This window comes from Geobacter benzoatilyticus (genome assembly GCF_017338855.1).
Lineage (GTDB): Bacteria > Desulfobacterota > Desulfuromonadia > Geobacterales > Geobacteraceae > Geobacter > Geobacter benzoatilyticus.
The window spans coordinates 2,992,461-3,005,587 of the sequence record NZ_CP071382.1 but is presented as its reverse complement, the minus strand read 5'-3'; the positions used below and the strand labels follow the sequence as shown (position 1 = coordinate 3,005,587).

Sequence of the window (13,127 nt, the reverse complement as noted above, 5' to 3'; positions counted from 1 at the left end):
TTTCTGTTATGCCTTAATAGTCAATTGGGGTTACATGTTATGGCACTTGATGCAGTCATCCTTCACGCTGAAGGCATCATTGCCGTTGTGGCATGTGCCGCATGAGGATCCGGCTTCCATCTGGGCCATGGTGGCGGATGAGGCGCCTTTTTTGTATTTGAAAATCTTGGTGTGGCAGTCGGCGCACTTGAACATCCCCAGATGGAATTCATGGTCGAAGAATGCCTCGCCCATGCTCGTTTTGTAGGTCAGTTTTGCCGGTTTGAGGCCGGGATGGCATTTGCCGCAGTCGCCGGTGGAGGCGAAGGCGTCCTTGCCGTTATGGCAGGCCCCGCATGATTTCCCGGCAGCCATCTGATTCATGGTGTAGTGTTTGGCGCCTGCGCGGTATGCGAAGGTCTTGGTGTGGCAATCGGCGCATTTGTACATCTCCAGGTGGAACTCATGGCTGAAGACGGCATCGGCAGTTCCCTTGATTTTAAACGGTACGGTCTTCGGCGGAGCCATTCCATTGTGGCATTTGCCGCAGTTGCCGGCAACCGTGAAGGCCTTCTTGTCGTTATGGCAGGCACCGCAGGACAGACCCTTCTCCATCTGCGCCATGGTGGCTTTTCTGGCGCCGGTTATGGTCTTGTTGCTGTGACAGGTGCGACATTTGCCGCCAAGTTTGGGAACATGTGCTTCGTGCTGGAAAACCGCGTCGGTGGCTCCCTTCATTTTAAACACAACCGGCCGGGGCTTACCCTTGTGGCAACGATTACATTCGGCATCGTCGGATACACTGAATGCTTTTATCCCTGTGTGACAGGCGCCGCATGATTTTCCCTGCTCCATTTCAATCATTGTGAAGCGTTTACGGGTCTTCAGATTGAAGAGAGTGTTATGGCAAATACGGCAGTTGTTGTTATACTTTGCAAGGTGAATATCGTGACTGAATACGACCGGTTCGGCATTTTTCAGCTTGTATGAGATGTTTTTGGTTTCTTTGGCTACGGCAGGCAGCGCACATGTCAGTAGCAGCAGACAGATAACAGGAATGAAACGGAAATTCATAATGTGCTCCTTCTATGTTAAAGTCTTATTAATATTCAGTTTTCAAGCGTAATACTATACATCCTGTCTGTATTGACGTCAATGTTAATATCCCGGAAGTTTGCGGAGTTCGCCCGTGTAAATCGCACAATCGGGGTGTTTATCGAAGGGGATTATGATGCATATCGGAAAATTTATTACAGTTGCTGTGGCTGTGGCCGGATTTAGTTCTGGTGCCATGGCTGATACCTATCAATGGGTTGATGACAAGGGGGTTGTTCATTTTACCGATGATACGGACCGGATACCGGCACGATACCAGAAACGTGTCCGGGAAATCCCTTCTCCAAAGGCTACATCCCCTTCGGATGACGGAGTTCTGCAAAATCAGGATACGGGTCTTGAGCCGAATCTGCCGGGCGGGCTTTCAGAAGAAGAGTGGCGATCCCGATTCGCTGCTATTCGAACTGAGATGAAAGACCTTCGGGAAGGGCTTCCAAAGAAACAGGATGAACTGAACCAGTTGCGGCGCATGCGCATCATTCATCAGCGCGTCCAGGACCGGACCTCCTATTCCGAGCGCAAGGCTGAGATTGATCGCGACGAAACTCGGATCAAGGAACTCGAAGCACAACTTTCCGCTCTTGAAATTGAAGCAAGCAGGGCAGGGGTCCCGATGGAATGGCGTCAATGATATCTCGGTTGCCGCTGCAATTACTGTGTGATATTAATTTGTAATGTTTTATGTTGCCCTCAGGATATTGCTCTACGATAAGATCAGATCGCTGATTACGCTGCTCGGCGTGGTTTTCGCTGTGGGGCTCATCTTTGCCCAGGTTGGAATCTATCTCGGATTGATGGAAACATCATCGGTGATCATCGATCACACTGAAGGGGATATCTGGGTAACCTCAAAGAACACCCGGAATTTTGATTTCGCACAGCCGATTCCCGAATATTTCTACGACCATGTCAAATCGGTGGAAGGTGTTCAGTGGGCTGAAAAGCTTATCGTGACCTGGGGGTTAATCAAACAGAAAGAGGGTGGAACCGAGCAGGTTGAGGTGATCGGTTATAACCCCGATACTTTGGTTGGCGGACCCTGGAAGATGAAAGAAGGTGACGCGCGGTCTGTCAAAAACGGTAATTTTTTCATAGTGGATGAATCGGCCTGGAAGCGGCTCGGGGAATTCAAAGTGGGAGATTATCGCGATATTTTCTTCCGACGTCTTCAAGTTGTGGGCATCAGCAGCGGTGCGAAGTCGTTTACTACTGCGCCTCTGATTTTCACTTCTTACAACGTCGCCCAGAGCCTTTCCGACCTGGTTGGCCCGGCGAACACTGTTTTTGTCGTGGCCAAGGTGGATTCGCGCCATGACGTCGCAGATGTCGTTGCGCGATTAAAGAAAAAGCTTAAGGATGTTGATGTCTATACCAGTGGGGATTTCAGCCGCAAGACCCGCCTTTACTGGACCATTGAGACCGGTGTCGGCTTCTCGTTCATGCTGACTATACTGATCAGTTTCCTTATCGGCATGCTCATTGTCGGTCAGACCATCTACAACTCCACCATGGAACATATCAAGGAGTTTGGAACCCTTAAGGCCATGGGCGCGGACAACGCCGAGATATACCGGATAATCTTTTCCCAGGCATTCATAAACGCCCTTGCCGGCTATCTTGCCAGTCTTGTGATTACCATCGCTTCGGTCAAGCTCTACCACGCCGCAGGGATGGTCATGGTGGTAAATGTCTGGGTTAATGTGGCTGTCCTGGTCCTGACTCTGCTCATGTGTTTTGCGGCGGCGTTTGTTTCCATCCGGAAAATAAAGTCAATCGATCCGGCGATTCTGTTCCGGGGGTAAGGGTGTCATTGCCGATCGTTACGAAAGGGCTTTCCAAAGTTTACGCGGAAGGGAGCGTCGAGGTCACGGCTGTTGCCGGAGTTGACCTTGAGTTTCGCGAAGGGGAAATCGTCGGGCTTTTTGGCCCTTCCGGGAGCGGGAAAACAACGTTGTTGTCTATCCTTGGCTGCATCCTCAGGCCCACTGCCGGCTCAATCAGCATCTACGGCCAAGAGACAAGCACCATGGGTGAACATGAACTGCCCGCCGTTAGGAGGCAGTATATTTCTTTTATCTTTCAAGGATTTAACCTGTTTCCAGCCCTGACTGCCCGGGAGAATGTTCTCTTGGCGTTGAAGCTCAAAGGTATTATCGGCGAGGCTGCCGATGAGCGGGCCGACTTCTTTCTGGGTGAAGTGGGATTGGGGCACCGGCTTGACTTTTTGCCCCGTGATTTGTCCGGCGGACAGAAGCAGCGGGTTGCGGTCGCACGGGCGCTTGCTTCAGATGCTCCCATCATACTGGCCGATGAGCCAACCGGCAACCTGGACCAGGAGAACGGAAGGAACGTAATGGAGATTATCAGAAAACTCGCTACCGACCGCCGCAAATGCGTCGTCGTAGCTACCCATGACAATCGGATTGAGGAGGTCTTCGACCGGACTCTTATCATGGAAGACGGCAGAATTGTTACGCAGAGGTTTAAAGAGTCATGAAAGGCAACCGCACTGGAATTATTGTTATCGGGGCGCTTGCCCTGGCGGCCATTGTGCTTGCCGTCTTGGGACCGATGCTCGTGTCGAAGAGGGAAGAGGGGCCGAACCGCCGTGCAGATAGCCCTTCATCCTCGTTCCTCACCGCAAAAGGGATGGTTGAAAGTGCCGATGAGGCCGAAATCGGCAGCCGCGTTGCCGGGTCCATCGTAAAGATCGGCGTGCGGGAAGGGGAACAGGTCAGGCGGGGGCAGCTTCTGGTTTCTCTGGACAGCGGAACAGTCGAGGCAAAGATACAAGAGGCCGAGGCTCGCAAGAGGGAAGCCCGGGCCGAGCTCAGTGAACTTGAGGCGGGGTCCCGGTCCGAGGACGTTGAGTCTGCACGTGCGCGCACGCAGCGTGCCGAGGATGTTTGCCGATTTGCGGAGGACCGGTTCCAGCGGCAGGAGCGTCTCTACCGCAAGGATGCCGTTACCCTTCTGGAGCGAAACCGTGCCGAAGAGGAGCTTAAAGTGGCCCGGGAGGAATTGCGCGAAGCACGGGCTAACCTCGAAAAGCTTTTTAAGGGTGAGCGCAAGGAGAAGGTTGAACGCGCAAGAGCAGCGGTGGCGCAAAGTACGGCCGATGGCGAGTACTATCGCAGCTTGCTCCGAGACTACGCCATCACATCTCCCATAGACGGGATTGTGGCCGAACGGCTCAGGGAACCGGGTGAGGCTGTCGATATAGGTACGCCGATCCTGAGACTTGTAGACCCCGCTAAAACACGCATCCGGGCAGAGATCGAGGAGTCCGACGTCGGCAAGGTTTCAGAGGGGGATCCCGTTGAGGTGACGGTTGACGCCTATCCCGGCAAGATCTACCGCGGCAGGGTTACTCGTGTGTTCTCCGTAGTGCGGAAGCGGGCCTTGAAGAACTTTGACCCGATGGCCTCCTTCGACATCAACACGCAGAAAATTCATATCAATCTGGATGATTTCTCCGGGCTTCAGAATGGCATGACAGTGACGGTGAAATTCACTAAATGAAGACTATTTTCCTCGCATCAGCACTGATTCTCGCAACGGTCTGTGACGCGTCCGCCGTGTCACTATCCCTTGATGAGTGCATTGCTCGGGCACTCAAAGAGAATCGGTCGTTAAAGTCCGCAGAAATGGAGTCGGCCGCAACGGCCGAGTCCGTCCCTGCCGCCCGCGCCGCTCTTCTCCCTTCTGTCAGGATGCGGGCCTTTTATACACTTGTTGATCGTCCCGGAAGACTTATCATCGACAAAAACACTTTCGGGGCAAATCTCCCCTCTGAAGATGTGGATATCACCACGAATGATCAGGATTTTTATTCATTGGGGTTATCCGTGGATCAGCCGATATTCACCGGCGGACGTTTGATCCACGGTTTTCGTAAGGCAAAGGCCGAGAGTGCGGAAGCTGCGCTCCAGGAGGAGAGCAAGCGGGAAAAGCTCATTTTCAAGGTAAAACAGGGATTTTATGATGCCCTGAATGCACGGCTTCAGCGAGAGATTGCGGAAAAAGCGGCGGAAGCCAAGAAAGAACGCCTGCGAGTTCTGACCGAACTCAATCTTGAAGGATATGTTCCCCGTGAAGATGTGTTGCGCCAGGATGCCGACGTGGCGTTTGCAGAACTTGAAATAACCAGGGGGGTAAATCGTGAGCAGCTCGCACTCTCTGACTTGAAGCGGCTAATCAATTATACGGACCAGGACGATCTTCAACTGCACGGAATGCCGGGTGCCGTTGCCCTGGTTGTTTCTCTCGAAGAAGTTAAAAGTCATGCAGTTGCGAATGCCAAGGACTTGAAGGTTGCCGGAACTCGCATCAAGGGGGCTGAGGAAGATATTTCAATCGCCAGGAGCTCCTACTACCCTCAGGTTTCGGTGCAGGGGAGTTATATGCGGCAGAGGGAAACGAATATCACGCGGGACGATATGTGGCTCTTCACCGCAAACCTTGACTGGCCCATCTTCGAGTGGGGGAAAACCGCCGCCGAAGTTCGTCAAAAGGCTGCCCGCAAGCAGAAACTTCAGTACGACCATGAAGAAAGCGTTTTGTCCACTTCATTGGAGGTGGAACGTGCCTGGCGCCGGGTGCGCGAGCTTGAACAGGGTCTTGGCGCCCACGAGAAACGGGTAAGATCTGTTGAATATATTGCCGGGCAGATGGCTGAACGCCATGCTGAAGGAACTGTTAAACTTGCAGAGGTAATAGAGGCAGAATCTCATTTGCTTAGAGAATTCAATGAATACCTAGCCGTTGCCAACGATCTGAACTCCGCAGTGGCTTCCCTTGAACTCGCAGGCTCGGGTGCACTTCCGGAATGGTTTGAAACCAAGTCCCTCTATATTCCCGCCGTTGCTTCCCGTTCTTCACAATTAAGGACTCTTGTGCTGGCAATGGGAAAGCCGGCGATGAAATCATCGACGTCTTTCTTAACGCATTCCCCGGATGATCCGGCGCCATCGGCGCTGCCGTGGCAGGGTGGCGAAGATGAAGATGTGCTCGAAAAACTTCTTCACTAGATACTGGAAGTGTCTTCTGTAACTATTCGTATTTGTGTATATTAAATGTTTGAAAGGTTGAGTATGGACATTGAGCGGCTTATTGGTGAAGATTTCCGTCGCAACATAGGCCTGCTGACCGAAGACGAACAACGCCGTCTCCTTTCCTCCCGCGTGGCGGTGGCCGGCGCGGGTGGGGTTGGCGGGTTGCATGTCCTCACCCTTGCCCGGCTCGGGATCGGTGCTTTTACCCTTGCCGACCCCGATACCTTCGAAGCTGTGAACGTAAGCCGGCAGTTCGGTGCAGCCCGCAGTACCTTCAACCGGAACAAGGCCGAGGTTTTGGCGGAAATGGTGAAGGATATCAATCCGGCAGCCCAGGTTACTGTTTTTAAAGAGGGTATTGACGAATCTAATGTGGATACTTTTCTCGAAGGTGCAGACCTTTTTGTGGACGGAATTGATTTTTTCGAGTTCGAGGCCCGCCGTCTCCTTTTTGTCAAAAGCAGGGGAAAAGGTATATACGCTGTGACGGCTGCGCCGCTCGGCTTCGGTTCCACTGTCCAGATATTTGCTCCCACCGGCATGAGTTTTGATGAATACTTCGGAATCGAGGATGCAATGACCTATGAAGAGAAGGTTGCCGCATTCGCAGTCGGTCTCGCGCCGCGGCCCTTCCATATCCGGTATATGGACCTCTCTCGCGTCAATTTTGCCGCCAAGAGCGGTCCGGCGGTTTCCCCTTCGTGTACCCTTGCCGCTTCTTTTGTTGCAACGGAGGCTGTAAAAATTCTGACGGGAAAAGGTGAGGTGGAACCGGTGCCGGCCTATGTTCAGATGGACCTCCTCCTCGGGAAATTCCATAAGGGGAGGGTGCTATTCGGCGGGAGAAATCCGCTGCAACGACTGAAACGATGGATCATCCTCAAGAAGGTAAAATCAGCGCTGGCAAAGGGATGACGATTATGGATCTTCGCGAGATTCTGGAAGAGGCGGTTCGTGCGCCATCCGGCGATAATTGCCAGCCATGGCGTTTTGAAGTCACAGGGGATACTGTCCGGATAATTGATCTGCCCGGACGCGATACCTCGCTTTTCAACCACCGTCAGCGTGCCTCTCTGGTGGCCCATGGCGCCTTGCTTGAGAATCTGGCCATCGTGGCTTCAACCCGTGGCTATACCATCGACGTAACATTGTTTCCCGATGTTTCTGAACCGGAACTTGTTGCCACGGTTCTTTTCCGCCCCGGGGCCATCCAGGCCAACCCCCTGCACGATGCCGTCAAGGTCCGGTGCACCAACCGGAGGCGGTATGACGGTTCTCCTTTGACCGATGTCGAGCGCAGAGCCATTGCCTCTGCTTGCGAAGGGTATGACGGTCGCCTCATTTTGACGGGTAATGACGATGAGAAAGCATTTCTGGCCGGGATTGCCGCCCTTAACGATCGACTTGTTTTCGAAAACGAAAACCTCCACTCTTTCCTCTTCGACCATATTCGCTGGAGTGATGACGAAGCGCGCCAGACACGCGACGGTCTCGACATAAAGACACTCGATCTCGCCCCCCCTGATGCGCTGGCATTCCCGCTCCTGAAGCGCTGGCCCCTCGTAAGGTTCTTGAATTCTTTCGGCATCTCGCGGATTGTGGCCGGAAATGCCAGGAAGCTGGCCCTCTCTTCTTCTGCCCTTGGCCTTATTCTTATTCCGGGAGCCGGTGCGGCCGACTATGTCAATGCCGGTCGCATTCTTGAGCGGATATGGCTTGAGGCTGCCCGCATCGGGCTGAGTGTTCAGCTTACAACCGGTATCACTTTTCTTATGCAGAAAGTGCTTGAAGGTGATACTTCCGGCCTGACAGCACCTCATATTGAACTCATTTCGGAGGCACGCCGGAAGATTGCCGCCCGGTTCGGGGTGACGTCCGAAACCATCGCCATAATGTTCCGAATCGGGAAGAGCCTTCCCCCAGGCGCCCGTTCTTTGCGTATTCCCGTTGCTGAACTTATAACCATCGAACAGTAGTTTCAGAACCCATCTTCCCGATTGGTCTAATCCGCCGCAAAGAAACACTCCCTTCGCGACCTGTGGTGTGGTACATTTCGCAGATTGACGTGGCCGCATCCGCATTCAATACGGATGACGTCCGGACTGCGTTCCTGTTTTCAAAGAGGTAAGCACGAACATAAATGACGGTCTTAGGAGCATATGCATGAAAATTGCAGTTGTCGGCGCGGGGGCGTTGGGACTCTATTACGGTGCGCTTTTGCAGCGTTCCGGCATGGAGGTCAGGTTTCTGCTCCGTCGGGATTTCGAAGCCATATCCGGAAACGGTCTCAAGGTGTTTTCCGTAAATGGCGATTTCTACCTGCCCCATGTTAAGGGTTACCGCGAACCGCAAGAGATCGGTCCCGTGGATCTGGTGCTTGTGGGGCTCAAATCCTTTGCCAACGACAGATTTGAAGACCTTGTCCGCCCCCTGCTGGGAGAGCGGACTCAGATCCTGACCCTGCAGAACGGTCTGGGGAACGAAGAAGCTTTGGCTGACCTCTTCGGCGCCGAGCGTATTATCGGCGGGGTAGCTTTTCTCTGTTCAAACCGTGGAGAACCGGGCGAGGTCCATCATCTTGGGGCGGGCCGGATTATTCTTGGCGAATATTTGCGTTGCGACAATGGGCGGGTTGAACAGCTATCGGACATGTTCCGGAAGGCCGGAGTGGATTGCCGGGCTATTGATGATTTAAAGCGGGCCCGTTGGGAAAAGCTGGTCTGGAACATACCGTTCAATGGACTGTGTGCACTTTTGCTCCAACCGGTCACATCGCTCCTTGCGCATGAAGCAACCAGGACCCTTGTACGGGAACTCATGCTGGAAGTAATAGCGGCCGCAAATGTCCAGGGACTTCTCAGTCCTATCCCCGAAAGTTTTGCTGACAGCATGCTCGAATTTACCGATGCGATGGGGGAGTATCGGCCGTCCATGCAGATCGACCGCGAAGAGGGGCGCCCCCTGGAGATTGGAGCAATTTTTACAACGCCTCTTGCTTACGGCATGCAGAAAGGTATCAATATGACGAGGGTCGGAATGCTGGAGACGTTGCTGAAGCAGGCAACCCTTTGAGTTACAGGTTCTGTTATGTTTGAGACGCAATATAACGATTGGCAGGGGCTGATGAAGTTGGCAGGCAGGTGATAGTGAAACAGGAAAGGGTTAGCCGGATAGCTAACCCCTTATTATTTCTGGTGGGCGATACTGGGTTCGAACCAGTGACCCCTGCCGTGTGAAGGCAGTGCTCTCCCGCTGAGCTAATCGCCCTGAAATGCAGGTGGTTTAAATAGCAAAACGAGCGTTCCCTGTCAAGGGTGGAATTTGCCGTGTCGGGGATGGGACATCATTGCCCGATTTCAGTGACAGTAAAAGGGTGTTATATTTTCATGAATACACCTTGACAGTTAATCAGCGCTGTTGTTATAGTTCTTCGCTACAGATTTTAACGGTACTAAAACAGGAGACGGTCTTGAGTCCTAAGCTGGTTACAGTTAAACATGATGATGTGATAGCTGTTGTTTCTCTTGCCAGACCGGAGTCGCGCAACGTATTGAATCGAGATCTGGTTTCCGGCCTGCTCTCTGTATTTGCCTCGCTTAAGGATGATGAGCGGGTAAAGGGTGTTGTGCTGACCGGAGAAGGGAAAAGCTTTTGCGCCGGGGCCGATATTTCCGAGATGGCGCGCATGACTCCTGCTGAAGCTGCTTCATTGGCGGAGTTGGGACAGAAGCTGATGTTTGCCGTCGAGAAGGTAGGGAAGCCTGTCGTGGCTGCCGTAAACGGTCATGCCCTCGGTGGCGGCCTTGAGCTGGCCTTGGCCTGTGACCTTATTGTTGCCGCTGAGTCGGCGGTCTTTGCTGCTCCGGAAATTCTTCTCGGCATTATGCCGGGATTTGGCGGTACTCAGCGCCTGCCGCGTCTCATCGGCAAGTCCCGGGCCAAAGAAATGATCTTTACCGGTGAGCAGGTTTCAGCTGGGAAAGCGTACGACCTTGGTCTCGTAAACAGGGTTTTCCCCGCAGACAAACTCCTGGACGAGGCCATCCAGATAGTCAAGACAATCTGCAATCGCGGAGTTCTTTCTTTGCGCGTGGCAAAAGAGATTATTGATGCCGGGTCCGGCATTGACCTCGCCACGGCCTGTCTCATGGAGCGGGATGCTTTTGCTCTTTGTTTCGCAACCCATGACCAGAAGGAAGGTATGAACGCATTCATCGAAAAGCGTAAACCCCGCTTTACGGGACGATAGGACATTGCGGACGATGAAGCTCGATCACGGGTGCATCCAGGTTTATACGGGCAACGGCAAGGGGAAGACTACGGCTGCCCTGGGCCTGGCATTCCGTGCCTTAGGACGGGGCCTGCGGGTCTTCATGGTGCAGTTTATGAAGGGTGGCGGTCCCTATGGAGAACATGCAGCTGCCGAGCGCTTCTCCTCTGACTTTACCATCGTCCAGACTGGAAGGCCCGGTTGGGTGAATCGCGAGAACCCCGACCCGGAAGATGTCCGTCTTGCCGGTGCGGCACTTGAAACCGCACGGGCGGCGTTAACCGGGGGCGAATATGATCTGGTCATCCTGGATGAAGTGAATGGCGCGGTTTCCTTCGGTCTGCTCAATGCCGAAGATGTCCTCGAACTGATGGCGCAAAAACCCAGCTGCGTTGAACTTGTTCTCACCGGCCGAAGCGCCGATGAGCGTATCATTGCTGCGGCCGATCTTGTGACGGAAATGCGAGAGATAAAACATTACTACCGTGCCGGTATCCCCGCGCGAGTCGGAATCGAAAAGTAAGGAGAGAGTCATGACTGAAAGAACACTGCGTATTCTTGTGGGTAAGCCGGGGCTCGACGGCCATGACCGGGGGGCCAAGATTATAGCTCGGGCTTTTCGCGATGCCGGCTTCGAGGTTATTTACACCGGGCTCCATCAGACGCCTGAGCAGATCGTTGCGGCAGCCATCCAGGAGGATGTCGATGCAGTCGGGCTGTCGATCCTCTCCGGTGCCCACAATGCGCTCTTGCCGCGGGTATGCCAGATTCTCAAGGAAAAGAATGCCGACGACATCGTCGTTTTTGGCGGCGGCGTCATTCCCGATGATGATATTCCCGGTCTGAAGGCAGCGGGCGTCAGTGAAGTTTTCACGCCGGGCACTTCCACTGAACAGATTGTCCTGTGGGTTCGGGAGAATGTTGCGCCGCGGGCGTAGTGGTTTCGTCATGCCTTACAAAAAACTGAGCATTGATGTTAAAAACCGTGTCGGCTATATCCTTATGGGGAGCGGCCAGCGTTTCAACAAGCTTAGCGTTACCATGTTGAAGGAGCTGAAACGGGCGGTTGCCGAGTTGTGTCAACATCCAGAAGTTGTCTGCATGGTCATTACCGGGTATCCGGGCGAGTCCTTTGCCGTCGGCGCCGATATCTCCCAAATGGCGGAGTTCGGTCCTGTTGACGGCTTTTCCTTTGCCGAGTTGGGGCAGTCACTGTTCGACGCCATAGAGTCGTGCCCGAAACCGGTCATTGGAGCCTTGAACGGCATTACCATGGGGGGAGGATGCGACCTTGCCCTTTCCTGTGATCTGCGGGTTGCGAGCGATGCACTTCTCATTGCCCATCCCGGCGCAAAACTGGGAATTATAACCGGTTTCTGCGGCACTCAGAAACTGCCGCGTTTGGTTCGAAGGAATTTTGCGCGGGAGATCTTCATGACCTCTGCTTCCTACGGAGCTGCCGATGCGCTTCGCATGGGGCTCATCGACCGGTTTTGCCCTGCCGACGAGTTCTGGGAGCGTGTAGTATCCCTTGCCGAGAGGATAGCTGCGGCGTCTCCGTCGGCCCTTGCCATGGCAAAGAAGGCCATTAATACTTCGGAAGATTGCGATCTGAAAACGGGCTGCGCCCTTGAAGCAGCATCCTATGCATATCTGTTCGCCACGTCGGCCGAACGCGGGCGAATGACTGATTTTCTGGAAGGAACGAAGAATGTCTTTGGCACAGAGAATACTTGACGGCGATCTGCGCGCTGCGGCCCGTCTGATGCGTGATCTGGACGATGGGTTGCGCAGTGCCGCCGGAGAGATGAAGCTCCTCTATCCCAACACGGGCCGTGCGTTCATTCTCGGCATCACCGGCCCTCCGGGAGCCGGTAAATCTACCCTGGTTGACCAGCTTACCGCTGCCTACCGCCGGCAGGGGAAGAGGGTGGGGGTTGTGGCCATAGATCCCACAAGCCCCTTCACCGGGGGGGCAATCCTTGGCGACCGGATCAGGATGAACCGCCATGCGGAGGACCCGGGCGTATTTATCCGGAGCCTTGCCACCAGGGGCCACATGGGGGGACTTTCCCGTTCCACCGGCGACGTGGTCAACGTCATGGATGCCATGGGCATGGATGTCGTTATCATCGAGACTGTTGGCGTCGGTCAGGATGAAATCGACATAGTACGAATGGCCCATACGACGGTAGTTGTTTCCGTGCCGGGTCTGGGGGATGATATCCAGGCCATAAAAGCCGGAATTCTTGAGATTGGTGATTTGTTCGTGGTCAACAAGGCCGATCGGGATGGGGCCGACCGCACTGCCCGTGAGCTTGCGGCAATGCTGGAGATGAAACAGATAAAAGCCGGCGAGTGGCAGCCCAAAGTGCTTCTTACCGAGGCCAGCCGCAACCGGGGGCTTGATGAGATGGTGGCCGAGATTGAGGCCCACCGCTCTTATCTCGTTGATTCGGGAGCGCTTGAGCTCCTTATGAAGGAACGGTGTGCGCAGCAGTTCATTGATTTGCTGCGGGAGAGGCTGTTTACCGAAGTCTACGGGCATATCCGCATAAACGGGCGCTTCAGGGAGATTGTCGACGAAATGTCGGCTCGTCGCACCGATCCGTACAGCGCTGTGGAAACGGTGATCGCAGAACGTTTTGCCGGAGCTCAGACTACCAGTTCTTGACCGTATCAACGAATAGTGCTACGTTCTAATTAAC

The 13,127-nt window shown here is 53.9% G+C and carries 14 protein-coding genes and 1 tRNA gene; 13 read left to right on the top strand and 2 right to left on the bottom strand.

Going from position 1 to position 13,127, the window contains the following annotated elements; genetic code table 11:
* Positions 1-30: 30 nt before the first annotated feature.
* A complete protein-coding gene (locus JZM60_RS13890) occupies positions 31-1,053 on the bottom strand; it encodes a cytochrome c3 family protein (RefSeq protein ID WP_207163019.1) in 1,023 nt (340 codons plus the stop codon).
* A gap of 154 nt (positions 1,054-1,207) precedes the next feature.
* On the opposite strand from JZM60_RS13890, the gene JZM60_RS13885 reads away from it, so the two are divergent.
* From JZM60_RS13885 to JZM60_RS13850, 8 genes are all read left to right on the top strand, one after another.
* Entirely contained in the window at positions 1,208-1,726 is a 519-nt protein-coding gene (locus JZM60_RS13885) for a DUF4124 domain-containing protein (RefSeq protein ID WP_241426267.1), read from the top strand.
* 43 nt (positions 1,727-1,769) lie between these two features.
* Positions 1,770-2,897 (top strand): ABC transporter permease, encoded by a 1,128-nt coding sequence (locus tag JZM60_RS13880; protein ID WP_207163018.1) that lies wholly within the window; start codon positions 1,770-1,772, stop codon positions 2,895-2,897.
* 2 nt (positions 2,898-2,899) lie between these two features.
* Positions 2,900-3,592: an ABC transporter ATP-binding protein gene (locus JZM60_RS13875; RefSeq protein ID WP_207163017.1), complete on the top strand. Its 693-nt coding sequence runs from the start codon at positions 2,900-2,902 to the stop codon at positions 3,590-3,592.
* Positions 3,589-4,617, top strand: coding sequence for an HlyD family secretion protein (locus JZM60_RS13870; RefSeq protein ID WP_207163016.1), 1,029 nt, complete (start codon positions 3,589-3,591; stop codon positions 4,615-4,617). The genes JZM60_RS13875 and JZM60_RS13870 overlap by 4 nt, the downstream gene beginning before the upstream one ends.
* Positions 4,614-6,125, top strand: coding sequence for a TolC family protein (locus JZM60_RS13865; RefSeq protein ID WP_207163015.1), 1,512 nt, complete (start codon positions 4,614-4,616; stop codon positions 6,123-6,125). The genes JZM60_RS13870 and JZM60_RS13865 overlap by 4 nt, the downstream gene beginning before the upstream one ends.
* Positions 6,126-6,188: 63 nt before the next feature.
* Positions 6,189-7,064, top strand: coding sequence for a ThiF family adenylyltransferase (locus JZM60_RS13860; RefSeq protein WP_207163014.1), 876 nt, complete (start codon positions 6,189-6,191; stop codon positions 7,062-7,064).
* Positions 7,019-8,125, top strand: a complete 1,107-nt coding sequence (locus tag JZM60_RS13855; protein WP_241426266.1) for a nitroreductase — start codon at positions 7,019-7,021, stop codon at positions 8,123-8,125. Before JZM60_RS13860 ends, JZM60_RS13855 begins: the two co-directional genes overlap by 46 nt.
* 187 nt (positions 8,126-8,312) lie before the next feature.
* Positions 8,313-9,221 (top strand): putative 2-dehydropantoate 2-reductase, encoded by a 909-nt coding sequence (locus JZM60_RS13850; protein ID WP_207163013.1) that lies wholly within the window; start codon positions 8,313-8,315, stop codon positions 9,219-9,221.
* 120 nt (positions 9,222-9,341) lie between these two features.
* On the opposite strand, the gene JZM60_RS13845 is transcribed toward JZM60_RS13850, so the two are convergent.
* Positions 9,342-9,416 (bottom strand) — tRNA-Val (locus JZM60_RS13845).
* Positions 9,417-9,495: 79 nt separating this feature from the next.
* Here JZM60_RS13845 and JZM60_RS13840 point away from each other — a divergent pair.
* From JZM60_RS13840 to meaB, 5 genes are read left to right on the top strand one after another with little or no spacing between them, the layout of a single operon-like run.
* Entirely contained in the window at positions 9,496-10,398 is a 903-nt protein-coding gene (locus tag JZM60_RS13840; protein ID WP_241426265.1) for an enoyl-CoA hydratase/isomerase family protein, read from the top strand.
* A 13-nt stretch (positions 10,399-10,411) separates the two neighbouring features.
* Positions 10,412-10,942, top strand: a complete 531-nt coding sequence (gene cobO, locus JZM60_RS13835; RefSeq protein ID WP_207163012.1) for a cob(I)yrinic acid a,c-diamide adenosyltransferase — start codon at positions 10,412-10,414, stop codon at positions 10,940-10,942.
* A 10-nt stretch (positions 10,943-10,952) separates the two neighbouring features.
* Positions 10,953-11,357, top strand: a complete 405-nt coding sequence (locus tag JZM60_RS13830) for a coenzyme B12-dependent isobutyryl CoA mutase small subunit (RefSeq protein WP_207163011.1) — start codon at positions 10,953-10,955, stop codon at positions 11,355-11,357.
* Positions 11,358-11,367: 10 nt separating this feature from the next.
* Positions 11,368-12,156 (top strand): enoyl-CoA hydratase/isomerase family protein, encoded by a 789-nt coding sequence (locus tag JZM60_RS13825; RefSeq protein ID WP_207163010.1) that lies wholly within the window; start codon positions 11,368-11,370, stop codon positions 12,154-12,156.
* Positions 12,131-13,093 (top strand): methylmalonyl Co-A mutase-associated GTPase MeaB, encoded by a 963-nt coding sequence (gene meaB, locus JZM60_RS13820; RefSeq protein ID WP_207163009.1) that lies wholly within the window; start codon positions 12,131-12,133, stop codon positions 13,091-13,093. Before JZM60_RS13825 ends, meaB begins: the two co-directional genes overlap by 26 nt.
* The last annotated feature ends 34 nt before the right edge of the window (positions 13,094-13,127 follow it).